The sequence below is a fragment of the Methylobacterium nodulans ORS 2060 genome, assembly GCF_000022085.1.
GTDB classification, from domain to species: Bacteria; Pseudomonadota; Alphaproteobacteria; order Rhizobiales; family Beijerinckiaceae; genus Methylobacterium; species Methylobacterium nodulans.
Genome location: NC_011894.1, coordinates 2,288,793 through 2,309,955, shown reverse-complemented (window position 1 = coordinate 2,309,955; position 21,163 = coordinate 2,288,793). Strand labels below are relative to the sequence as shown.

Sequence of the window (21,163 nt, the reverse complement as noted above, 5' to 3'; positions counted from 1 at the left end):
CCGCCGCGCCGCCCTGCCCGGGCAGCCCTCACGCGCCCCGGTTGCCGTTGTACGTATTTTGTTCTAGCACGCGGGTTGGCGGGAGCCCCATCCGCTCCCACCTTCGCCCGGTCCAAGCCGGCCTGGACCTTGCCAGAACCGGCCTGACGCTCCCTCCTCTCCGGCTGCGCTGCGAGCCTCCGCATGGCCCCTCTCGACACGCTTTTCGACCGTGCGGCGGAGGGCCGCGTGATCGCGGTGCGCGGTGCGCGCGAGCACAATCTCAAGAACGTCGATCTCGTCATCCCGCGCGACAGGCTCGTGGTCTTCACCGGCCTGTCCGGCTCGGGCAAGTCGTCGCTCGCCTTCGACACCATCTACGCCGAGGGACAGCGCCGCTACGTCGAGTCGCTCTCCGCCTATGCCCGCCAGTTCCTGGAGATGATGGCGAAGCCCGACGTCGACCAGATCGACGGCCTGTCGCCCGCCATCTCCATCGAGCAGAAGACCACGTCGAAGAATCCGCGCTCGACGGTCGGCACGGTCACGGAGATCTACGACTACATGCGCCTGCTATGGGCGCGGGTCGGCATTCCCTATTCGCCCGCGACCGGGCTCCCGATCGAGAGCCAGACCGTGTCGCAGATGGTCGACCGGGTGCTGGCGCTGCCGGAGAAGACCCGGGCGTACCTGCTCGCGCCGGTGGTGCGCGGGCGCAAGGGCGAGTACCGCAAGGAGATCGCCGAGTTCCAGAAGAAGGGGTTCCAGCGGCTGCGCATCGACGGCGAGTACTACCCGATCGACGACATCCCTAAGCTCGACAAGAAGCTGAAGCACGACATCGACGTGGTGGTGGACCGGATCGTGGTGCGGCCCGACATGGCCTCGCGGCTCGCGGATTCCTTCGAGACCGCGCTCGAGCTGGCGGACGGCATCGCGGTGATCGAGCTCGCCGATGCGCCCGAGGGCGAGGCGCCGGAGCCGATCGTGTTCTCGTCGCGCTTTGCCTGCCCGGTCTCGGGCTTCACCATCCCCGAGATCGAGCCGCGGCTGTTCTCGTTCAACAACCCGTTCGGCGCCTGCCCGACCTGCGGGGGCATCGGGCACGAGATGCGCATCGACCCGACGCTGGTGATCGCCGACGAGGCCCTCAGCCTCGACCGCGGCGCCGTCGCGCCCTGGGCGAAGTCCACCTCGCCCTATTACGGTCAGACCCTCGACGCGCTCGCCCGGCACTACCGCTTCCGGACCGACGTGCCCTGGTCGAAGCTGACCGCGGCCGCCCGGCAGGTGGTGCTGTTCGGCTCCGATGGCGACCCGATCCGCTTCTCCTACAATGACGGCCTGCGCGCCTACGAGGTGACGAAGCCCTTCGAGGGCGTCGTGCCGAACCTGGAGCGGCGCTACCGCGAGACCGAGAGCGATGCGGCCCGCGAGGACATCGCCCGCTTCATGGCGGAGACGCCCTGCCACGCCTGCGGCGGCAAGCGGCTGAAGCCCGAGGCCCTCGCCGTGAAGGTGGGCACGCGGGACATCGCCGAGGCGGCCTCGCTCTCCGTGCGGGAGGCCCACCGCTGGTTCTCGGATCTGCCGGAGCGCTTGAGCCCGAAGCAGAACGAGATCGCGGCGCGCATCCTCAAGGAGATCCGCGACCGCCTGACCTTCCTCATCGATGTCGGCCTCGAATACCTGACGCTCGCCCGCGGCTCCGGGTCGCTCTCGGGCGGCGAGAGCCAGCGCATCCGCCTCGCCTCGCAGATCGGCTCCGGGCTGACGGGCGTCCTCTACGTCCTCGACGAACCGTCGATCGGCCTGCACCAGCGGGACAACGAGCGCCTGCTCGGCACCCTCAAGCGTCTGCGCGACCTCGGCAATTCGGTGATCGTGGTCGAGCACGACGAGGACGCGATCCTCCAGGCCGACCATGTGGTGGATGTCGGACCCGGCGCGGGCATCCACGGGGGCCGGATCGTGGCCCAGGGCACGCCGCAGGAGCTCCTCGCCGATCCGAACTCGCTGACGGCCAAGTACCTGACCGGCGAACTCGCCGTCCGCATGCCGGGCTCGCGGCGCAGGATCCGCAAGGACAGGATGCTCCGGCTCGTGGGCGCCCGGGGCAACAACCTCAAGGACGTGACCGCCGAGATCCCGCTCGGCACCTTCACCTGCGTGACCGGCGTGTCGGGGGGCGGCAAGTCGACGCTGGTGATCGACACCCTCTACAAGGCGGTGGCCCGCAGGCTGAACGGCGCCCTGGAGCACCCCGCCCCGTTCGAGCGCATCGAGGGACTGGAATTCCTCGACAAGGTCATCGACATCGACCAGTCCCCGATCGGCCGCACGCCGCGCTCCAACCCCGCGACCTATATCGGCGCCTTCACGCCGATCCGCGACTGGTTCGCGGGGCTCCCCGAGGCCAAGGCCCGCGGCTACCAGCCGGGGCGCTTCTCGTTCAACGTCAAGGGCGGGCGCTGCGAGGCCTGCTCGGGCGACGGCGTCATCAAGATCGAGATGCACTTCCTGCCGGACGTCTACGTGACCTGCGACGTCTGCAAGGGGAAGCGCTACGACCGCGAGACGCTGGAGGTGAAGTACCGCGAGCGCTCCATCGCGGACGTCCTCGACATGACCGTCGAGGAGGCGGCCGAGCTGTTCAAGGCGGTGCCCTCGATCCGCGAGAAGCTCGAGACGCTGGCCCGCGTCGGGCTCGGCTACGTCCATGTCGGCCAGCAGGCGACCACGCTCTCGGGCGGCGAGGCCCAGCGGGTGAAGCTCTCCAAGGAGCTGTCGAAGCGCGCCACCGGCCGCACCCTCTACATCCTGGACGAGCCGACCACCGGCCTGCACTTCCACGACGTCGCCAAGCTGATGGAGGTGCTCCACGAACTCGTCGACCAGGGCAACACGGTCGTGGTCATCGAGCATAACCTCGAGGTCATCAAGACGGCCGACTGGGTGATCGACATGGGGCCCGAGGGCGGCGACGGCGGCGGCACCATCGTGGCGCAGGGCACGCCCGAGGCGATCGCCAAGGCCAAGGGGAGCCATACCGGCCGATTCCTGCGCGAGGTTCTGGCCCGGCGCCCGGCCCGGACCGGCAAGCAGGCCGCAGAGTAGCGGGGCGGCCCGATTCGGCCCGGCCGGAGCCGCGGGGGTCATCGCGAGAGCCCGCCTGCGGTCCGGAGCGCGGCGGCGGCCGATTGCCGGCCAGAATCCAATTTGCCGCGAAAACACCGCCGAATGACGGATTTTTCGGGCACAGCGGCTCCATTCTGACCACAAAGCGGCCGCTTTTCATCAACTTCCGCGGCGGCTGGAGCAGTGCAACCCTGGCCTGCCTGTGTCGGAATTGCGACTTTTGCGCAACGGTTGTGGCGCAAGTGCCTGAGCGGCGGGCATTCCGCTGGCGTTCCGAGCGTGGCTGTAGAAGACTGATTTCGTTCAGACTGTGTCGGGGCTGGAGAGGGCGCTCGAGGCGGCGGCGGCGGAAGTTTGCAGCAAAAGCAGGCGGTGCCGACGACAGGCGCGAGAGGGGCTGAACACCAGCCTGCACCGGCGGGAAGGAAACACTAAATGGTCAAGCAATGGCTCGCCGCGGGGGCGGCTGCTCTGTCCTTGGGCTTCACGGCGACCGGCGCGTTCGCACAGACGACGACGGTGCCGGGTGAGCAGGTTGGTCTGGCAGTCGGTGCGCCGCTGCCGGAAGGTGTCTATGCGATCGACACCTTTACGTACCAGCGGGCCGACCAGCCCGGCGCGGCGGATCTGGGCGTGAACATCCCGGTGCTCGTCTGGTCGACGCCCTGGAAGGTTCTCGGCGCGCGTTTCGAGGCTGTGGTCGCTCCGCCGACCTTGTTCAGCTTCAGCCGCACCGGCGGCCGTGACATCAGCGCGAATGTCGGCACGTTCATCGGCGGCATCTTCGCCTGGGATCTCGGCAACAACGTTGGCGTCAGCTATCTCGCGGGTGTGTACCTCAACGACCTGAATGCCGGCCGTTTCGGTGGTCTTAACCAGCTGGCCTCGAATACGTACCGCCAGGGCTGGGCGATCAGCTACACCGGCGATGGCTGGAACCTGACCGCGAACCTCACCTACAACTTCTATGACGTTCCGGCCCGCTTCGAAGGTCCTGGTCTGATTCCGGCCTTCTATGGCGCACGGTTCCCGTCGGACGCCCTCAACCTCGATCTGACGGCGACGAAGAAGTTCGGCAACTTCGAGTTCGGCGCCATCGGCTATGGCACGACGAACCTGCGCAACAACGCGTTCCGTGCCTTCGGTCCGAGCTGCGTCGGCCTTTCGCCCGCCATCTGCGGCTCGGTCGGCCCGAGCGGCGGCGGCCGCTTCGCCCTCGGCGGCCTGATCGGCTACGACTTCGGCAAGTTCTCGGTGCAGGCTTACGTCGCCCGCGATGTTGCGACCTCGGCTCGTCAGACGATCAATATCGGCGGTGTGCCGGTTGTGACGAATCGCGCGGATTACCGCACCGAGGGCTGGTTCCGCGTCATCGCGCCGCTCTACACGGTGGCGGCGGCGCCGGCGCCCGAGCCCGCTCCGATCATCCGCAAGTATTGATCCGCGTGGACCGGCGCCGCGGCGCCGGCTCCTCGTCCCGATCGGTCCGACCGCCCGGCCTCGCGCCGGGCGGTTTCGTTTTGCGCGTGACCGCCTCGGCAAAAGCCGTCGGGCTCGGGTGTTGCTTGGGATCCGGCGACCTATAACCGCACGAGGCGGGGCGCCGATCGCGCCGCCTGCACGCGAGGAGGCCACGGGATGGCGTCGTCGGGCGATTGGAGGATTCCCGCCGCGGTGCAGCCGCGGCCCGCGGACTACGTCTACGACCTCGACCGTGCGCTGTCCGCCGTCGTCTCGCTCTCGTCCCGGGTGCCGGAGAGGGCCTTCACCGCCGAGGCGCTCGGCACCGAGCGGGCCGGCAACGGTGTGTTGATCGATGATGACGGTCTCGTCCTCACGATCGGCTACCTCATCACCGAGGCCGAGACCGTCTGGCTCACCACCCAGGAGGGCCGCAGTGTCCAGGGCCACGTCGTCGGATTCGACGCCGCCACCGGCTTCGGCCTCGTGCAGGCCCTCGGCCGCCTCGATCTCCCGGCCCTGCGGCTCGGCCGGTCCGGCGATGTCGCAGTCGGGGATTCCGTGGTCGTGGCCGGGGCCGGGGGACGCTCCCACTCCGTCGCCGCCCGCATCGTCGCCCGGCAGGAATTCGCCGGCTACTGGGAATACGTCCTCGACGATGCGATCTTCACCGCTCCGCCGCATCCGCATTGGGGCGGAGCCGGCCTGATCGGCCCCGCCGGCGATCTCCTCGGCATCGGGTCGCTGCAGCTCCAGCAGGGCAGCGGCGAGGCCCGGGCGATCAACATGATGGTGCCGATCGATCTCCTGAAGCCGATCCTGGCCGATCTCACCACCCAGGGCCGTGTCGCTCGGCCGGCGCGCCCCTGGCTCGGGCTCTACGCGACGGAGATCGACGGCAGCGTTGTGGTGATGGGCCTCGCGAGCCGCGGCCCCGCGGCGGCGGCCGATCTGCGGGCGGGCGACACGGTGCTGGAGGTCGCGGACGCGGCGGTGACCGATCTCGCGAGCTTCTTCCGGCGCGTCTGGTCCCTCGGCGAGGCCGGCGTCGCGGTGCCGCTCACCATCCTGCGGGACGGCCGGACGATCTCCGTCACCGTGCACTCGGCCGATCGGGAGCGGTTCCTGGTGACGCCCCGGCTCCACTGAGCCGCCGGTCGCGGCACCGGCTTCTCGCAGCTGCAGCATGCTCCGGGCCGCGGGCGCCACTCCACACACGCATGGCTGATGCCAGGCTGATCACCCTGCTCAATCTCCGGGCAGCACAGAAGGTTGACAAAATCCTGCGCTGACCATGCGAGACGTGCATATCTGGCTTACGGAGTTCCGACTCCTCAGGCGGGCCAGCACCACCATATGGTGCGTTGCAACAGAAACAGGCGCCGGTGCCCCCTTCCTCGGCACGGGTTGCCCGCCAGAAGGTCAGTTCCGATGTTCGTGTCGCTCATCCTGAGCAAGATCCGCTCCTATCTCCGCTACCGGGAGACCGTCACCGAGCTGTCGCGCCTCAGCGACCGCGAGCTCGACGATCTCGGCATCAGCCGCTACGAGATCCCCGGGATCGCCCGCGCCCACGCGGCGTAGTCACCGCCTCAGCGACATCTATCGCTCTTGCGCGCCCGCCCTTCGGCGGGCGCTCGCGTTTTCACGGTCCGCGTTGATTCGCGGTGGACGGATCCGATATGCCAGGGCATGTCCGGAACCTCTCCCATCCACATCATCGGCGGCGGCCTCGCCGGGTCGGAAGCCGCCTGGCAGATCGCCGAGGCCGGCATTCCGGTGGTGCTGCACGAGATGCGGCCTGTGCGCGGCACCGAGGCGCACCGCACGGATGGCCTCGCCGAGCTCGTCTGCTCCAATTCCTTCCGGTCCGACGACGCGGAACTCAATGCCGTCGGCCTGCTGCACCAGGAGATGCGCCGCCTCGGCTCGCTCATCATGCGCTCCGGCGATGCGCATCAGGTCCCGGCGGGCGGAGCGCTCGCGGTCGACCGGGAGGGCTTTTCCCGGGCGGTGACGGCGGCGCTCGAAACGCATCCCCAGGTCACCATCGCCCGCGAGGAGATCGACGGGCTTCCGCCCGCCTCCTGGGACAGCGTGATCGTCGCGACCGGGCCGCTCACCGCGCCGGGCCTGGCGGAGGGCATCCGCGGGCTGACCGGCGCCGACTCGCTCGCCTTCTTCGACGCGATCGCGCCGATCGTGCACCGCGATTCGATCGACATGGGCGTGGCGTGGTTCCAGTCGCGCTACGACAAGGCGGGGCCGGGCGGAACCGGAGCCGACTACATCAACTGCCCGCTCGACCAGGAGCAATACGCGGCCTTCGTGGCGGCGCTGACGGCGGGCGAGACCACCTCGTTCAAGGAATGGGAGGCCTCGACCCCCTATTTCGACGGTTGCCTGCCGATCGAGGTGATGGCGGAGCGCGGCCCGGAGACCCTGCGGCACGGGCCGATGAAGCCCTTCGGCCTGACCAACCCGCACAATCCCACGGTCAAGGCTTACGCGATCGTGCAGCTGCGCCAGGACAATGCGCTCGGCACGCTCTACAACATGGTGGGTTTCCAGACGAAGCTGCGCCACGCGGAGCAGGTCAGGATCTTCCGCACCATCCCGGGCCTGGAGAAGGCCGAGTTCGCACGGCTCGGGGGCCTGCACCGCAACACCTATCTCGATTCGCCGCGCCTGCTCGATGCCACGCTGCGGCTCAAGGCTGATCCGCGCCTGCGCTTCGCGGGCCAGATCACCGGCTGCGAGGGCTATGTCGAGAGCGCCGCGGTGGGGCTGATGGCGGGCCGCTACGCAGCGGCCGAGCGGCTCGGCCGGACGTTGGCTCCCCTGCCCCCGACCACCGCGCTCGGCGCCTTGATCGCCCATATCACGGGCGGGCACGTCTGCGCTGAGGAGGCCGGCGCGCCGCGCTCGTTCCAGCCGATGAACGTGAATTTCGGCCTCTTCCCGCCTCTTGAGCGGGCACCCAAAGCCCCGGACGGCAGGCGGCTGCGCGGAACCGAGAAGGCGCAGGCCAAGAAGCGGGCGCTGACCGACCGTGCCCGCGCCGACCTTGCCGCCTGGCTCGGCGAGCCGGCCCTGCCCGCTGCCGCCGAATGATAGAGGCCCGCCGGAAGGCCGAGGGCCCCGGCGGGTTCGGGCGGAGCCCGACGGCTCAGCGAAAGTCCCGCGATGCGCGCCAGAGCCGCAGGACGCGGCGCCAGCGCGGGATCTCCACCACCGTCCGCAACGGGTCGTAATCCGCCCGCTCCATGGCGCGCAGATAGGGTGCGACGAGAGCCACCGGCAGGAAGGCCGGTCCCGCCGCAGCCGCGATGGCGGCGCGGGCGCCCGCATAGGCGTCGAGGTGCCGGCGGGCGAGCGCCCGCAGATCCGCGCAGGCGCCCTTGAGCCCCGGGCCGCCGCGCCCCGAGACGATGTCCTCACGGGTGACGCCGTGCCGGACGAGGATGTCGCCCGGCAGGTAGACCTGTCCCCGCCGCGCGTGCCAGGGCAGCGCCCGCAGCAGGCCTGTCACCGCGTAGGCCACGCCCGCATGGCCGGCCGCCGCGGCGCCACCCGGCTCGCCGCCATCGGCCAGGACGAGGCCGCCGAGGCGGATCAGGCTGGAGGCGGTCTCCCCGCAATAGCCTTCGAGGTCGCCGGTCGAGGGCATCGGGTCGTCGTAGAGGTCGAAGACGCGGGCATCCACCAGCGCCACGAGGGGCTGGCGGGGCAGCCGGTGCCGCACGAGCGTGTCGTCGAGCGCGGCGGCCACCGGATGGGCGCGGACGTCGCCGCGCGCCTCGCCCTGGAGCGCATCGCGCCACCATTGCAGCCGCAGCTCGCCCGGCATCGGGCTCGACACGGCGTCGCGCACCCGGGCGACCTCCAGGCTGAAGGCGTGGAGCGCGAACAGGTGCGGGCGCTTGGCCGGCGGCGCGAACAGGGTGGCGAAGTAGCGGTCCGGATCCCCGTCCCGCACCAGCGCCTCGCAATGCGCATAGGCCCAATCGAGGCCGCGGCCGGCCGTCTCGGCGCTCATGCCGTCCTCATCATGCCACCGCGATGAGCGCCGCCGCGACCTTGCGGTTCTCAGCCGCCAGGATGTTGTAGGTCCGGGCCGCCGCGCCCGTCTGCATGACATCGAGGCCGATCCCCGCCGCCTTGAGGCGCTGGCGGAGGGCGTCGGGCAGGAAGACGAGCTCGGGGCCGGTCCCGATCAGCAGGAGATCCACCTCGGCCGCGGCGGCGAAGACGGGCGCGAGGCTCGCCGCATCGATCCCGGCGGGCTCGGTGACGTCCCAGGCGTGGATGCCGGAGGGCAGCGCCAGAATCGAGCCGCGATGCGACATCTCGGCGAAGCGGAAGCCCCCGCTCCCATAGGCGTCGATCAGGTGGCGCCCGGGAACGAAGCCTTCGTAGTGGCGGCCGCCCCCGCTCATTCGGCCGCCTGGGGCAGCGCGGTCGATTCACGGCCCGTCGCCCGCAGACCGCCTCCCGCCTGCAGGCCGATATAGATCAGGAAGGGCGAGGAGACGAAGATCGCCGAGTAGGTACAGATCAGCACGCCGATCAGCATCACCACCGAGAAGCCCTTGATCGCCTCGCCGCCGAACAGGACCAGGGCCATGAGCGACAGCGCGGTCGAGGTGGCGGTCATCACCGTGCGCGACATGGTGGTGTTGATCGAGAGGTTGAGGAGCTGCTCGGTCGGCATGGTCTTGTAGCGCCGCATCAGCTCGCGCGTGCGATCGAACACCACCACTGTCTCGTTCAGCGAATAGCCGACGATGGTGAGGATGGCGGCAATCGAGGTCATGTTGAACTCGATACGCGAGATGACGAAGACGCCGACCGTGAGCACGATGTCGTGCAGCGTGCCGACAATGGCGCCGAGGGCAAGTTCCCGCTCGAACCGGAACCAGAGATAGAGCAGCACCGCCACCACCGAGAGCACGACGCCGATCGTGCCGGACTGGACGAGCTCGCCCGAGACGCGCGGGCCGACGGTCTCGACGCGGTCGAAGACGTAGTCCTTGTCGAAGGCCGCGTGCGCCTTCTGCATCACCAGGGTCTGGCCGGTCTCGCCGCCGGCCTGGAGGGGGAAGCGGATCGAGATCGAGCCCTGGTTGCCGAATTCCTGCACCTCGGTCTCGCCGAAGCCGAAGCCGTTGGCGGTGTGGCGCACGGCGGCGACATCGGACTGCCCGGACTTCGGCCGCAGCTCGATCAGGGTGCCGCCCTTGAAGTCGATGCCGAAGTTCAGGCCGATCATCAGGAACAGCACCAGCGTGCCCACCGACATCAGCGCCGAGAACGGGAAGCTGAAGCGCCGGAAGCGCATGAAGTCGAAATGGGATTCGTCGGGCCAGAGGCGGAGGAGGCGCATCGCGGGTCTCGCGGAATTCGGCATCGGGCGGGACGGCGCGGCCGCCCCGGCGGGCGCCGCCCGGGCGGCGGCGCGTGGTCGGGATCAGATCGGCAGAACCTTCGGCCGGAAGCGGTGATACCAGACCGCGATCATCATCCGGGTCAGCGTGACGGCCGTGATCACGGTGGTCATGATGCCGAGGATGAACACCACCGCGAAGCCGCGCACCGGACCCGAGCCGAGGAAGAACAGGATGATCGCGGCGATCGCCATGGTCGAGTTCGAATCGACGATGGTCGCGAAGGCGCGGTCGAAGCCCGCCTGCAGGGCCGAGGGGATGGAGCGGCCCGCCCTCACCTCCTCGCGCACGCGCTCGTAGATGAGCACGTTCGAGTCGACCGCCGTGCCGATGGTGAGCACGATGCCGGCGATGCCGGGCAGCGTCATCGTCGCCTCCAGCACCGACATCAGGCCGAGAATGAGCCCGACATGGACCAGGAGGGCGATGTTGGCGAAGAGGCCGAACACGCCGTAGCAGGCGAACATCATGGTGACGACGAGGAGCGTCGCCGCCAGGGTGGCGTGCTTGCCGGCCTCGATCGAGTCGCGGCCGAGGCCCGGGCCGACGGTCCGGCGCTCGATGATGTTGAGCTTGGCCGGCAGCGCGCCCGCCCGCAGCAGCACCGAGAGGTCGTTGGCCTGCTGGACCGTGAAGCGGCCGGAGATCTGGCCCTGGCCGCCGGTGATCGGCTGCAGGATGCGCGGCGCGGAGACCACCTCGTTGTCGAGGACGATCGCCATCGGCCGGCCGACATTCTCGCTCGTCGCCTGGCCGAAGCGCTGGGCGCCGCGCAGGTTGAACTTGAAGTTGACGATCGGCTCGTTGGTCTTCTGGTCGAAGCCCGGCTGCGCGTCGGTGAGGTCGGCGCCGTCCGCCATCACGCGGCGCTCCACCGGCACCTTCTGGCCGCCGGCATCGCGGGAGGGCAGCATGTCGACGTCGCCCGCCGGGCTGTCGGCGAGCATGCGGAATTCGAGCTTGGCGGTCTTGCCGAGCTGCTCCTCCAGGCGCTGCGGATCCTGCAGGCCCGGCACCTGGACGAGGATACGGTCCGCCCCCTGCTGCTGGATCGAGGGTTCCGTTGTGCCGCCGAGGTCGACGCGGCGGCGCACCACCTCGATCGCCTGCGAGACGGCGCGGCGGATGCGGGCATTGATCCCGGCCTCCGTGAAGGCGAGCTGGATGGAGCCGTTCGGCTCCTCACGCAGCTCGAGCGTGCGGGCGCCGGTCTGGCCGAGCACCGCGTCGGCGACCGGCTGCGACAGGGCCTGGAGCTTCGGCATGGCCTTGGCGCGATTCGCCGCGTCGCCGATGCGCAGCTGCACGCCGCGGGGCGTGAGCTGAATGCCGCCATCGGCCTGGACGCCCTCCTCGCGGAGCGCCCGGCGCACGTCGTCGCGCAGCTGCTGCGCCATGGTGCGCTGCAGATCGGGCCGGTCGACCTCCAGCACGATCTGCGAGCCGCCCTGCAGGTCGAGGCCGAGCACGATCGCGCGGGTCGGCACGATTGCGGTCAGCCAGGAGGGCGCCGAGGCCACGAAGGCCTTGCGCTGCTCGGGCGAGAAGAAGCTCGGGATCGCGAGGGCGAGCCCGACGATGATCACCGCCAGCGTCCCGACGATCTTCGAGGTGGAGAAACGGAGCATCGGCGCGATCCTACCCGTGCGTTTGGCCGTCGCTGGCCCGGTGTCAGGCCGCCTTGACCGGCTCGCCCTTGGCGCGCACCTCGGCGATCATGGTGCGGACCACCTTGACGCGCACGCCCTCGGCGATCTCGACCTCGATTTCGCTCGCATCGTCGGTCACCCTCGCGACGCGCCCGACGATGCCCCCGGTGGTGACGATGGTGTCGCCCCGGCGGACATTCTTGACCATGTCCTGATGCTCGCGCGCCCGCCGCTGCTGCGGGCGCAGGATCAGGAAGTACATGATCACGAAGATGAGGACGAAGGGGACCACCTGCAAGATGATATCCGTGCCGCTGGCCGCGGCCCCCGTTCCCTGCGCGAAGGCGGGCGTGATCACTCTGGAGGTCTCCCGGTTCAAGACGAAAACGGGCCGCGCGGGCATCCGGCGGCCTTGCAAAAGCGGGCGGACTATAGCCAGGGGCGACCCGAAAGCAACGCCGGTGGCGGGCCGCGACGGTTTGGCCACCGGCCGGCGCGCCGCCTGCGGGACGTCGCGCGGCGGCGCGGGATGCATGATGGCCGGGCACGATCCCCCCGCCTTCTCAGGGCTTCTGCCCGCGGAAGGCTTCTGCTAGCTCGCCCGCATGACTGCTTTCGCCGACCCGACCCTCGCCTCCCTTCTCCCCCTCCTGAGCCGGATCGCCGACGCCCTGGAGCGCGCCGCCCCCGAACCCCCGGCCGCGCCGGACTTCACGGTGGCGGACGCCTTCGTGTGGCTCTCCGAGCGGCGCCTTCAGCCGGTGGCGAAGGTGAACCGCGTGGAGATGGGCCTTTTGCGCGGCATCGACCGCATGCGCGACACCCTGTTCGACAACACCGACCGCTTCGCCCGGGGGCTGCCCGCCAACAACGCCCTGCTCTGGGGCGCCCGGGGCATGGGGAAGTCGTCGCTCGTGAAGGCGGTCCATGCCGAGATCAATGCCCGCCGCAGCGGGGGAACCCGCCCGCTCAAGCTGGTGGAGATCCATCGCGAGGACATCGAGGGGCTGCCGGAGCTGATGGGCCTGCTGCGGCCCGATCCGCACCGCTTCGTCGTGTTCTGCGACGACCTCTCCTTCGACGGACAGGACACCTCGTACAAGTCTCTGAAGGCCGCGCTCGACGGCGGCATCGAGGGGCGGCCGGAGAACGTGCTGTTCTACGCCACCTCCAACCGGCGCCACCTCCTCGCCCGCGAGATGGTTGAGAACGAGCGCTCGACGGCGATCAACCCCGGCGAGGCCGTGGAGGAGAAGGTCTCGCTCTCCGACCGCTTCGGCCTCTGGCTCGGCTTCCACAAGTGCTCGCAGGACGAGTATCTGGCGATGATCGACGCCTATGTCACCCGCTACGGCCTGGAACTGGAGCCGGCGCAGCTGCGGGCCGAGGCGCTGGAATGGGCGACGACAAGGGGTTCGCGCTCGGGCCGCACCGCCTTCCAGTACATTCAGGATCTCGCGGGACGGCTCGGCCGGCGCCTCGACGACGCCTGAGGGCGCCAAAGCCCAATCGGCCTCGGCCGGTGGCTAACACATACGACGTCCGTCCGGTTGCTTCCTTCCGAGGCGGGAGGCGCGGGGAACCCCTCTCCCGACGGGAGAGGGGTTCCCCGCGCCCTCTTGTCTCCGAGCGGATTAACCGGACGTCGTATCACTCCGCGACGGCAGCCTCGGCGCGGCGGCGGCGCTTCTCCATGGTGCGGACCGAGATCACCGAGGCCTCGTAGAGGAGGAGCATCGGCACTGCGAGGGAGAGCTGGCTGATCACGTCGGGCGGCGTCAGCACGGCGGCGGCGACGAATACCAGCACGATCGCATAGCGCCGCCGCTCGGCCAGGAACTTGGAGTCGATCAGGCCGATCTGCGCCAGCAGCGTCAGGATCACCGGCATCTGGAAGGCGATGCCGAAGGCGAAGATCAGCGTCATGATGAGCGAGAGATACTCGTCCACCTTCGGCAGAAGCTCGATGGTGGCCTCGCCCGGCTGGCCGATCTGCTGCAGGCTGACCGAGAACTTGATCAGGATCGGCATCGCCACGAAGAACACGACGAGAGCGCCGAGCACGAAGAAGATCGGTGTGGCAATGAGGTAGGGCAGGAAGGCGCGCCGCTCGTTGCGGTAGAGGCCCGGCGCCACGAAGGCGTAGATCTGCGTCGCGACGATCGGGAAGGAGAGGAAGGCCGCCCCGAACACACTCAGCTTGATGTTGGTGAAGACCTGTTCGAGGAAGTGCGTCGCGATCAGCCGCGCCTTCTCGGCCCCCACCACCTGCACATAAGGATGGACCAGCACATTGTAGATGTGCTGGGAGAAGAAGAAACAGACGAAGAACATCACCGCGAAGGCGATGAGCGACTTGATCAGCCGCGCCCGCAATTCGATGAGATGGTCGATGAGGGGTGCGCGCGAGGCCTCGATCTCGGCCTCGTCGGCCTCGGTGGTCATGGCGTCTGGCCTGTGGTGGGCGGTGCCGGGGGAGCGGGGGGCTCGGCGGTCGCTTCCGTCTTGGCTTCCGACGCTTCCGTCTCGGCCTCCGACTTGGGCGGCAGCGCGGGCGGCACCGCGGCCTCGGCCTGAAGCTGCGCGGTTGCGGCGGCGAGCGTCTCGTTCGACGGCGGCGCGGGCGGAGTCTCGACGGCGCTGCGGATCTCGTTGCGGATCGACTGGATCGGGTTGAAGGACGTGCTCGCCGACGAAACGGAGCGGTTGATGCCGTCCACCTCGCGGCGCACCTCGTCGAGTTCCGCCTCGCGCATGGCCTCGTTGAACTGGGCCTGGAACTCGCCGGCCATCCGCTTGAGCCGGGCCGTCATCTGTCCGACGGTGCGCAGCGCGCGGGGCAGATCCTTCGGGCCGATGACGATCAGCGCGACGCCGCCGATCAGCATCACTTCGCCCCAACTCATATCGAACATGGCATCACGGCCCTGCAGCTTGCGCGACAGCCCTGCCCGGGCAGCGCGCGGCGGGCTCTCTCAAGCACGGATGGGCGCAAGAGGCCACGGTTCCGTCCCGAGATCGCCTCGATCCCGCATCCTCTCTCCGGCGCTCCCGCGCCGCTGCCGGCCGTCCCGACGGATCAGCCGACCTTGCGGTCCACAGACGCGTTCGCGGCCGGTGCCGGCTCGCCCTGATGCGGGGGCAGAGTGCGGACCGGCTCCGTCGCCGACACGGGCGGCGGCGATTGGTTCGCGACGGGGGCCTGCGGCTGGTCCTCGTCGGCCATGCCCTTCTTGAAGGCCTTGATGCCCTTGGCCACGTCGCCCATCAGCTCGGACACCTTGCCGCGCCCGAACAGCAGCATGACGATCACGCCAACGACGATCCAGTGCCAGATGCTTGCGCCACCCATGGCTGTCTCCTGCACCGCGCCGAAACAAGGGGCGCGGCGTGGTATTTTTGAAGCTGGCCGGAACCTAAGGAGCGCGGGGGGCGAAAACAAGCGCTTCCTCGGGCCGCCAACAGCCGCAGGGCCTTGTTCAGTCCTCGTCGGGCCCCTCGGCGAGCGGCTCTTCGTCCAGGTGCAGGGCGGTGGCATCGGAGGGCATCGGGATGCTGAAGCCGGCGGGCAGCCGCCCGTCCATCAGGCCGAGGCCCTTGAGCTCGTCGAGGCCCGGCAGGTCCGACACCGCGTCGAGGCCGAAATGCTCCAGGAAGGCGGGTGTCGTCCCGTAGGTGACCGGCCGCCCCGGTGTGCGGCGGCGCCCGCGCAGGCGCACCCAGCCGGTCTCCAGCAGCAGGTCGAGGGATCCCTTCGAGGTCGAGACGCCGCGGATCTCCTCGATCTCCGCCCGGGTCACGGGCTGGTGATAGGCGACGATCGCCAGCGTCTCGATGGCGGCCCGTGAGAGCTTGCGGGGCTCCGGGGCATCGCCGCGCAGGGCCGCGGCAAGATCGGGCGCGGTGCGGAAGACGTAGCCGCCCGCGACCCGCACGAGGTTGATGCCGCGGGGCAGATAGATCCGCCGCAGCTCGGCGAGCACCGCCTCCACGTCGCTGCCGGCAGGCAGGCGCGCGGCAAGCGCCGCGGATTCGACCGGCCGGCTCGCCGCGAAGATCAGCGCCTCGGCGAGGCGCAGGACCTCGGCGTCCGGCGCGGGGGCGGCCTCCGGCAGGAGGGCAAGCGGGGAGCGGCGGGGCATCGGCTCAGCCGAGATCGGTGGGGCGCAGCCAGAGCGGCGCGAAGGGCGCGTCCTGGCGCAGCGCGATGCGGCCCTCGCGGGCGAGTTCGAGCAATGCCGAGAGCGAGGAGGCCCGCACGCTCGCGCGCTGCTCCGGCTCCGCGAGATAGGCTTCCAGACAGGCGTCGAGGGTGGTCCAGTCGTCGCGCGGGCCGATCAGGCGCTCCAGCGCCGCCCGCGCCTCGACCAGCGACCAGACCTGGCGCTGGCGCAGGGAGACCCGGGCCAGCGCCCGTTCCTGCCGCTGGCGCGCATAGGCCGCCAGAAGATCGTGCAGCGTCGCCGTGAACGGGCCGCCGCCCGCCGGGCGCGGGGGGGCCTCCGGCTCACCGCGCGCAAAGACCTCGCGGCCGAGTTGCGCGCGGGCGAAGAGCCGGCCGGCCGCGGCGCGGATCGCCTCCAGGCGGCGCAGGCGTAAGGCGAGCACGGTAGCGAGTTCGTCGGCGCTGGGCTCCGGGCCGCGGGGCGGCGCCGGCAGGAGCAAGCGCGATTTCAGATAGGCGAGCCACGCCGCCATCACGAGGTAGTCGGCCGCGAGTTCGAGGCGCAGCCGCCGCGCCTCCTCGATGAAGGCAAGGTACTGCTCGACGAGCGCCAGGATCGAAATCCGGGAGAGGTCGACCTTCTGGCGGCGGGCCAGTTCGAGCAGGAGATCGAGGGGCCCCTCGAAGCCGTCGACGTCGACCACCAGCGTCGGCCCGTCCGGCACGGCATCCCCGTCGAAGGCGCTTCCCTGCCCTGCTGCCATGGCCGGGTGATCAGGCTGCAGCGATGGACCGCGCCAGCCCGGCCTCGAAGCGGGCGCGGGCTTCGTCTGCGTCGAACCCGGTCGCGGGACGCAAGGAGGCGAGCGCCGCCTCGGCGCGGCGGAGCGCCTCGCCCGCAAGGGCGGGGGTGCTAGACGCGACCTCCTCCATCTCGCTTCGGTCGCCGTTGCAGTGGAGCGCCACGTCGATGCCCGCCCGGAACGCGGCCTCCGTCCGGGCGCGGAAGCTGCCCGTGAGGGCTTTCATCGACAAATCGTCGGTCATCAGCAGGCCGTCGAAGCCGATCGCCCCGCGCACCACCTCGCGGATCACCCGCGCGGAGGTCGTTGCCGGATGGTCGGGGTCGAGGGAAGTGAAGACCACATGGGCCGACATGCCGAGGGGCAGGTCCGCCAGGGCCCGGAAGGGCCGGAAGTCGTGGGATTCGAGGCTGTCGCGGTCCGCCTCGACCACCGGCAGCGCCAAGTGGCTGTCGGCATTCGCGCGGCCATGGCCGGGCATGTGCTTCATGACCGGCAGGACCCCGCCCTCCATCAGCCCCTCGGCGACGGCGCGGCCGATCGCCGCCACGGCCTCGGGCTCGGTGCCGTAGGCGCGGTCGCCGATCACCTCGTTCGCGCCCGCCACCGGCACGTCGAGAACCGGGGCGCAGTCGACGTTGACGCCGACCGAGGCGAGATCATGCGCCATCAGCCGCGCGCCGAGACGGGCCAGGGCCGGGCCGTTCTCGCGGCCGCCCACCTGCAGGTAGCGGCTGCCGGACGGGTAGGCGCGCCAATGCGGCGGCCCCATGCGCTGCACGCGCCCGCCCTCCTGGTCGATCAGGATCGGCGCCTCGGCGCGGCCCACGGTCTCGCGCAAGGCGGCGGTGAGGGCCCGCACCTGCTCGGGCGATTCGATGTTGCGCTTGAACAGAATGAAGCCCCAGGGCCGGGTGTCCCGGAAGAAGGCGGCCTCCTCGGGGCTCAGGGTCGGTCCGGTGCAGCCGAGGATCAGGGCAAGGCTCGTCATCGACGGCGGGTCTCGTCTGTTCGCGGTGGGCTCGAATCCGTCCGGAGGGAGAACCGGATTCCGTTTCTCCGGGACGGGCTCCGGGAGGAGGCCGGTCCGATCCGGCGCCTCCCGGGGCGTCAGTTCTTCGCCACGAAGCAGGTGCCGCCGGACGCCTGCAGCTTGCTGCAGAGGCTGTTGGCGCTCTCCTTCGACATCGGGCCGACGCGGACGCGGAAGATCGTCTTGCCGTTCACCTCCGCCTGACGAATCAGCGCGGACTGGCCGGCGAGTTCCGCGTGGTAGCGCTCCTGCGCCTGAGCGAAGGCCGCGCGGGCCTCCTTCTCGGTGGCGCGGACCGAGAGCTGCACCGAGAAGCCGCCGACCGGAGCCTGCGCGTCGGGCGTGGCGGCCGGTGTCGGCTTGGCGGGAGGCGGCTCGGCCGAGGCGACCCGCTGCGGGGCGGGGTTGGATTTCGGCGCGGCGACGGTGGTCGAGGCGACCGTGTCGGGGGCCTGCGGCTCCGGAGCCGGAGCCGGAGCCGGGGTCGTGGCGGCCTGGATCGAGCGGCTCGCCGAGCGCGGCGTCGCGGCGGCGGGCGTCGCCTCGGGCAGCGTCATGGTCGGGATCGGCGCGGCCTCCGGCCGGGCCGGGGCCGGCCCGCCCTGCGTGCCCTGCGCGGCCCGCTGGGCCTCGACGGGCGGCGGCTCGGGCCGCACGCTGACCGTGCGGACCCGGCGCGGTTCGCCGAGGGATTCGGTGAGGAGATTGACCGGCGCGCCCGGAGCCGGGCCGGGCGTCCCGGCGGTCGGGGCCTCGCTGGTGAGCGCGCGGGCCGCCTGCTTGACGTCGAGGGGCTGCTCCTCGCGGTTGACGATCTTGATCTGGCCGTCCTTGGCGTTGCGCTCGTAGATCTGCTTGTTCTGATCCGGGATCTCGACCCCGCCGGCATTCTGGGGCGCGATCTTCAGCGGCGCCTGATCGGCCATCACGACGATCGGCGTGCCGGAGCCGCGATGCGGATGCAGGGCCTTCCAGGTCAGCGCGCCGCCGACCGCGACGGCCACGATGCCGAGCGCGGTGCCCACGAGGGCGAGCCGGCTGCGGCCGCGCGGGCGCTCCGGCGCGACCTCCCCGGCCGGTTCATCCAGCGGTTCCGGCTGCGGCTCGGGCGCAGGGTCCGGCTCCGGCACGGATTCCCGCTGCACGGCGGAAAGATACTGGTTGAAGGCATCCATCGACGGGCCGGGAGCCGGCTCAGCCGGCGCGCCGGCATAATCCGGCAGCTGCGGCTCGACCCGCCCGCCCCCGCCCTCCGGGCCGCCTGCCCGGCGCGAATCCTTGGCGGCGAGCAGGGCCCGGAACGGATCGTCCTGCCCGACGATGCGGGCGAGTTCGGCCAGAGGGTCGCTCCTCGCCTGGTCGCCCTTGGCCTGATCGCTCCTTGCCTGATTGCTCTTGGCTTGGCTCGGGCGCTCGGCGGGCTGCTGCTGGTCCGGCTCGTACCCGTCATAATCGACGGGGATCCGGGAAGCGTTGGTCGTCATGGCAGCCCCATCCTGTTCACGCCTGCGTCACCTCACCGCGATCCCTCGATCCCGGCGCGGCGTCACAGGCCGCCGCTCCCCTCCGGGTCGTGGCGTATCCTACCATGCCGGCGTCCGGCCCCGCATCGCGGCGGGGGCCCGACGGGTCACCGCATCTCGTCGGGCGCAGTGACTCCGAGGATCCCGAGGCCGGAGGCGAGAACGCCTCGCAGCGCCGCGACGAGGGCCAGCCTCGACAGGGTGGACATTCGGTCGGTTTGATTAACAAACCGTAATTGCGGCAAGTCTTTGCCCTTGTTCCAAAAACTATGGAAGGCGCTGGCGAGTTCGTAGAGGTAGAAGGCCAGCCGGTGCGGCTCGTGGGCGCTGCCCGCCGATTCGACGACGCGCGGATACTGCGCGATGAGCCGCATGATCTCGGCCTCGCCCGAATCGGTGAGCAGCGACAGATCGGCGCCCGCGAGCGCCTCCGCCGACAGATCCTCGCCCGGAAAGGCCTCCCGGGCCTGCCGGAACACCGAGGCCGTGCGGGCATGCGCATACTGCACATAGAAGACCGGGTTGTCCTTCGACTGCTCCACCACCTTGGCGAGGTCGAAATCCAGGGTCGCGTCGTTCTTGCGGTAGAGCATCATGAAGCGGACGGGGTCGCGCCCGACCTCGTCGATGACCTCCCGCAGGGTGACGAACTCGCCCGCGCGCTTGGACATCTTCACCGGCTCGCCGCCGCGCAGAAGGCGCACCAGCTGGCAGAGCTTGACGTCGAGGCTGGCGCGGCCGTCGGACACGGCGCGCACCGCCGCCTGCATGCGCTTGACGTAGCCGCCATGATCGGCGCCGAGAACGTCGATGAGCTCGGTGGCGCCGCGCTCCACCTTGGAGGCGTGGTAGGCGATGTCCGACGCGAAATAGGTGTAGGAGCCGTCGGACTTCAGCAGCGGCCGGTCGATGTCGTCGCCGAAGGCCGTGGAGCGGAACAGCGTCTGGTCGCGATCCTCCCAGTCCTCCGGGAGCTGGCCCTTCGGCGGGGGCAGGCGGCCGACATAGACGAGGTCCCGGGCCCGCAGCGCCTCGATCAGGCGCGCGACGGCGCCGCCCTCGCCGCCCTCCTTGCCGCCCTCTTGGAGCGTGCGCTCGGAGAAGAACACGTCGTGACGGATGCCGAGCGCCGCCAGATCCTCGCGGATCCGCTCCATCATGGCGCCGATCGCCGCCTCGCGCACCAGGGGCAGCCACTCGGCCTCCGGCTTGCCGAGGAGCGAGCGGCCATGCGTCTTTGCGAGCATCGCCCCGACCGGCTTGAGGTAGTCGCCCGGATAGAGGCCCTCAGGGATCGTGCCGATCTCCTCGCCCAGGGCCTCCCGGTAGCGCAGGAAGGCCGAGCGGGCGAGCACGTCGACCTGGGCGCCCGCATCGTTGATGTAGTACTCGCGCACCACCTCCCGCCCGGCCGCGACGAGGAGATTCGCGAGCGCATCCCCGAACACGGCGCCGCGGCCGTGGCCGACATGCATCGGCCCGGTCGGGTTCGCCGAGACGTATTCCACGTTGACGAGGCCCGGCTGTTTTGCGCCGCGCCCGAAGGCCTCGCCCGCGCGCAGGGCCGCCCGGACCACGTCGCCGTAGACCTGCGGCGCGAGCCGCAGGTTGAGGAAGCCCGGCCCGGCGACGCTCGCCTCCGTGACCCGGGGATCGCTGCGCAGCTCCGCGGCGAGGCGCTCGGCCAGCGCCTTCGGGTTGGTGCGCGCCTCCTTGGCGAGCACCAGCGCGGCGTTGGTGGCGAGGTCGCCGTGGCTCGGATCGCGCGGCGGCTCGACCACCACGCGGCCGAGATCCAGGCCCTCGGGCAGCTGCCCGGCGCGTGTGAGGCTGGCGAGCGCCTCGCCGATGCGCTCCTCGAAGGCGGCGAAGATGTTCATGATGCGACCGAAGATGGGACCGGGCTGGGCCGGCGCGCGAAGGATCGCGGCGTCGGCGCTTAAAGCCGGGCTCATCTCACGGCGC

At 70.5% G+C, this 21,163-nt stretch carries 19 protein-coding genes; 6 read left to right on the top strand and 13 right to left on the bottom strand.

Going from position 1 to position 21,163, the window contains the following annotated elements:
- Positions 1-183: 183 nt before the first annotated feature.
- The 5 genes from uvrA to trmFO all read left to right on the top strand — a co-directional run bounded on the left by uvrA (position 184) and on the right by trmFO (position 7,692).
- Positions 184-3,096, top strand: coding sequence for an excinuclease ABC subunit UvrA (gene uvrA / locus MNOD_RS10595; protein WP_015928864.1), 2,913 nt, complete (start codon positions 184-186; stop codon positions 3,094-3,096).
- Between the two features lie 456 nt (positions 3,097-3,552).
- Positions 3,553-4,557, top strand: coding sequence for a transporter family protein (locus tag MNOD_RS10590; protein ID WP_015928863.1), 1,005 nt, complete (start codon positions 3,553-3,555; stop codon positions 4,555-4,557).
- A 198-nt stretch (positions 4,558-4,755) separates the two neighbouring features.
- Positions 4,756-5,727, top strand: a complete 972-nt coding sequence (locus MNOD_RS10585; protein WP_015928862.1) for a S1C family serine protease — start codon at positions 4,756-4,758, stop codon at positions 5,725-5,727.
- Positions 5,728-6,009: 282 nt separating this feature from the next.
- Positions 6,010-6,162, top strand: coding sequence for a DUF1127 domain-containing protein (locus MNOD_RS42875; protein ID WP_015928861.1), 153 nt, complete (start codon positions 6,010-6,012; stop codon positions 6,160-6,162).
- A 108-nt stretch (positions 6,163-6,270) separates the two neighbouring features.
- A complete protein-coding gene (gene trmFO, locus MNOD_RS10580) occupies positions 6,271-7,692 on the top strand; it encodes a methylenetetrahydrofolate--tRNA-(uracil(54)-C(5))-methyltransferase (FADH(2)-oxidizing) TrmFO (RefSeq protein WP_015928860.1) in 1,422 nt (473 codons plus the stop codon).
- A 55-nt stretch (positions 7,693-7,747) separates the two neighbouring features.
- On the opposite strand, the gene MNOD_RS10575 is transcribed toward trmFO, so the two are convergent.
- The 5 genes from MNOD_RS10575 to yajC all read right to left on the bottom strand — a co-directional run bounded on the left by MNOD_RS10575 (position 7,748) and on the right by yajC (position 12,032).
- On the bottom strand, positions 7,748-8,617 hold the full coding sequence (locus MNOD_RS10575; protein ID WP_015928859.1) for a phytoene/squalene synthase family protein: 870 nt from the start codon (positions 8,615-8,617) through the stop codon (positions 7,748-7,750).
- 10 nt (positions 8,618-8,627) lie between these two features.
- A complete protein-coding gene (locus tag MNOD_RS10570) occupies positions 8,628-9,017 on the bottom strand; it encodes an Mth938-like domain-containing protein (protein WP_015928858.1) in 390 nt (129 codons plus the stop codon).
- A complete protein-coding gene (gene secF / locus MNOD_RS10565) occupies positions 9,014-9,964 on the bottom strand; it encodes a protein translocase subunit SecF (RefSeq protein ID WP_015928857.1) in 951 nt (316 codons plus the stop codon). Before secF ends, MNOD_RS10570 begins: the two co-directional genes overlap by 4 nt.
- An 84-nt stretch (positions 9,965-10,048) precedes the next feature.
- The gene (gene secD / locus MNOD_RS10560; RefSeq protein WP_015928856.1) at positions 10,049-11,653 is read right to left on the bottom strand and encodes a protein translocase subunit SecD; all 1,605 of its coding nucleotides are present in this window, start codon (positions 11,651-11,653) and stop codon (positions 10,049-10,051) included.
- Positions 11,654-11,696: 43 nt separating this feature from the next.
- The gene (gene yajC / locus MNOD_RS10555; RefSeq protein WP_015928855.1) at positions 11,697-12,032 is read right to left on the bottom strand and encodes a preprotein translocase subunit YajC; all 336 of its coding nucleotides are present in this window, start codon (positions 12,030-12,032) and stop codon (positions 11,697-11,699) included.
- A 247-nt stretch (positions 12,033-12,279) separates the two neighbouring features.
- Here yajC and MNOD_RS10550 point away from each other — a divergent pair, with 247 nt between their 5' ends.
- On the top strand, positions 12,280-13,167 hold the full coding sequence (locus tag MNOD_RS10550) for an ATP-binding protein (protein WP_015928854.1): 888 nt from the start codon (positions 12,280-12,282) through the stop codon (positions 13,165-13,167).
- A 157-nt stretch (positions 13,168-13,324) separates the two neighbouring features.
- On the opposite strand, the gene tatC is transcribed toward MNOD_RS10550, so the two are convergent.
- The 8 genes from tatC to argS form a co-directional block, all read right to left on the bottom strand.
- Entirely contained in the window at positions 13,325-14,119 is a 795-nt protein-coding gene (gene tatC, locus MNOD_RS10545) for a twin-arginine translocase subunit TatC (protein ID WP_015928853.1), read from the bottom strand.
- Complete coding sequence (gene tatB, locus MNOD_RS10540) at positions 14,116-14,589, bottom strand: Sec-independent protein translocase protein TatB (RefSeq protein ID WP_015928852.1); 474 nt, start codon at positions 14,587-14,589, stop codon at positions 14,116-14,118. Before tatB ends, tatC begins: the two co-directional genes overlap by 4 nt.
- A gap of 164 nt (positions 14,590-14,753) precedes the next feature.
- On the bottom strand, positions 14,754-15,026 hold the full coding sequence (locus tag MNOD_RS10535) for a twin-arginine translocase TatA/TatE family subunit (RefSeq protein ID WP_015928851.1): 273 nt from the start codon (positions 15,024-15,026) through the stop codon (positions 14,754-14,756).
- 127 nt (positions 15,027-15,153) lie between these two features.
- Positions 15,154-15,816: an SMC-Scp complex subunit ScpB gene (gene scpB / locus MNOD_RS10530; protein WP_015928850.1), complete on the bottom strand. Its 663-nt coding sequence runs from the start codon at positions 15,814-15,816 to the stop codon at positions 15,154-15,156.
- Positions 15,817-15,820: 4 nt separating this feature from the next.
- Positions 15,821-16,603 (bottom strand): segregation and condensation protein A, encoded by a 783-nt coding sequence (locus tag MNOD_RS10525; protein ID WP_015928849.1) that lies wholly within the window; start codon positions 16,601-16,603, stop codon positions 15,821-15,823.
- A gap of 10 nt (positions 16,604-16,613) precedes the next feature.
- Positions 16,614-17,633: a beta-N-acetylhexosaminidase gene (nagZ, locus tag MNOD_RS10520; protein ID WP_015928848.1), complete on the bottom strand. Its 1,020-nt coding sequence runs from the start codon at positions 17,631-17,633 to the stop codon at positions 16,614-16,616.
- Between the two features lie 119 nt (positions 17,634-17,752).
- The gene (locus MNOD_RS10515; RefSeq protein WP_015928847.1) at positions 17,753-19,159 is read right to left on the bottom strand and encodes an SPOR domain-containing protein; all 1,407 of its coding nucleotides are present in this window, start codon (positions 19,157-19,159) and stop codon (positions 17,753-17,755) included.
- 146 nt (positions 19,160-19,305) lie between these two features.
- Positions 19,306-21,078, bottom strand: a complete 1,773-nt coding sequence (gene argS, locus MNOD_RS10510; protein WP_015928846.1) for an arginine--tRNA ligase — start codon at positions 21,076-21,078, stop codon at positions 19,306-19,308.
- Between the last annotated feature and the right edge of the window lie 85 nt (positions 21,079-21,163).

Bases quoted from the DNA above. Each gene is read 5' to 3' on its own strand.
- MNOD_RS10590 (WP_015928863.1), top strand. From the start codon at position 3,553: ATGGTCAAGCAATGGCTCGCCGCGGGGGCGGCTGCTCTGTCCTTGGGC.
- MNOD_RS10575 (WP_015928859.1), bottom strand. From the start codon at position 8,617: ATGAGCGCCGAGACGGCCGGCCGCGGCCTCGATTGGGCCTATGCGCAT.
- MNOD_RS42875 (WP_015928861.1), top strand. From the start codon at position 6,010: ATGTTCGTGTCGCTCATCCTGAGCAAGATCCGCTCCTATCTCCGCTAC.
- secF (WP_015928857.1), bottom strand. From the start codon at position 9,964: ATGCGCCTCCTCCGCCTCTGGCCCGACGAATCCCATTTCGACTTCATG.
- MNOD_RS10515 (WP_015928847.1), bottom strand. From the start codon at position 19,159: ATGACGACCAACGCTTCCCGGATCCCCGTCGATTATGACGGGTACGAG.
- MNOD_RS10525 (WP_015928849.1), bottom strand. From the start codon at position 16,603: ATGGCAGCAGGGCAGGGAAGCGCCTTCGACGGGGATGCCGTGCCGGAC.
- uvrA (WP_015928864.1), top strand. From the start codon at position 184: ATGGCCCCTCTCGACACGCTTTTCGACCGTGCGGCGGAGGGCCGCGTG.
- MNOD_RS10585 (WP_015928862.1), top strand. From the start codon at position 4,756: ATGGCGTCGTCGGGCGATTGGAGGATTCCCGCCGCGGTGCAGCCGCGG.
- argS (WP_015928846.1), bottom strand. From the start codon at position 21,078: ATGAACATCTTCGCCGCCTTCGAGGAGCGCATCGGCGAGGCGCTCGCC.
- tatC (WP_015928853.1), bottom strand. From the start codon at position 14,119: ATGACCACCGAGGCCGACGAGGCCGAGATCGAGGCCTCGCGCGCACCC.
- tatB (WP_015928852.1), bottom strand. From the start codon at position 14,589: ATGTTCGATATGAGTTGGGGCGAAGTGATGCTGATCGGCGGCGTCGCG.
- MNOD_RS10570 (WP_015928858.1), bottom strand. From the start codon at position 9,017: ATGAGCGGGGGCGGCCGCCACTACGAAGGCTTCGTTCCCGGGCGCCAC.
- trmFO (WP_015928860.1), top strand. From the start codon at position 6,271: ATGTCCGGAACCTCTCCCATCCACATCATCGGCGGCGGCCTCGCCGGG.
- secD (WP_015928856.1), bottom strand. From the start codon at position 11,653: ATGCTCCGTTTCTCCACCTCGAAGATCGTCGGGACGCTGGCGGTGATC.
- MNOD_RS10550 (WP_015928854.1), top strand. From the start codon at position 12,280: ATGACTGCTTTCGCCGACCCGACCCTCGCCTCCCTTCTCCCCCTCCTG.
- scpB (WP_015928850.1), bottom strand. From the start codon at position 15,816: ATGCCCCGCCGCTCCCCGCTTGCCCTCCTGCCGGAGGCCGCCCCCGCG.
- MNOD_RS10535 (WP_015928851.1), bottom strand. From the start codon at position 15,026: ATGGGTGGCGCAAGCATCTGGCACTGGATCGTCGTTGGCGTGATCGTC.
- nagZ (WP_015928848.1), bottom strand. From the start codon at position 17,633: ATGACGAGCCTTGCCCTGATCCTCGGCTGCACCGGACCGACCCTGAGC.